At 52.1% G+C, this 503-nt stretch carries 5 tRNA genes; all 5 read right to left on the bottom strand.

The annotated features are described in order from the left end of the window. Positions 1-82 (bottom strand) — tRNA-Leu (locus tag AC1TO5_RS21330). Positions 83-101: 19 nt separating this feature from the next. Continuing rightward, a tRNA-Arg gene (locus tag AC1TO5_RS21325) sits at positions 102-178 on the bottom strand. A gap of 19 nt (positions 179-197) precedes the next feature. After that, positions 198-271: transfer RNA gene (locus AC1TO5_RS21320), tRNA-Cys, on the bottom strand. A 7-nt stretch (positions 272-278) separates the two neighbouring features. Beyond that, positions 279-353, bottom strand: a tRNA-Gly gene (locus tag AC1TO5_RS21315). A 7-nt stretch (positions 354-360) separates the two neighbouring features. Continuing rightward, positions 361-434 (bottom strand) — tRNA-Gln (locus AC1TO5_RS21310). Positions 435-503: the final 69 nt, after the last annotated feature.

Below are 503 nucleotides of genomic sequence, written 5' to 3'. Positions count from 1 at the left end.
TGGTACCGGCGAGAGGACTCGAACCTCCACGGTCTCCCATTCGATTTTGAGTCGAACGCGTCTGCCATTCCGCCACGCCGGCATAGTAAAAAGAAAAAATATGGCGCGCCCTAAGAGATTCGAACTCCTGGCCTTTTGATTCGTAGTCAAACGCTCTATCCAGCTGAGCTAAGGGCGCAAATCTATTAGTTGTATTATGGAGGCGCCACCCAGATTTGAACTGGGGATAAAGCTTTTGCAGAGCTTTGCCTTACCACTTGGCTATGGCGCCAACTTTATGGAGCGGAAGACGGGAATCGAACCCGCGACCCTCGCCTTGGCAAGGCGATGCTCTACCGCTGAGCCACTTCCGCATATATATGGCTGGGGATTCAGGATTCGAACCTGAGATGACGGAGTCAAAGTCCGTTGCCTTACCGCTTGGCTAAACCCCAACGCTTAACCGAGTGTATTGTTTTGAATAAATGGGGCGACCGATGGGACTTGAACCCACGAATGCCGGA

The sequence above is a fragment of the Paenibacillus sp. Y930 genome (assembly GCF_056786375.1).
The sequence above is the reverse complement of the archived record's forward strand: the minus strand, read 5'-3'. Positions and strand labels throughout refer to the sequence as shown.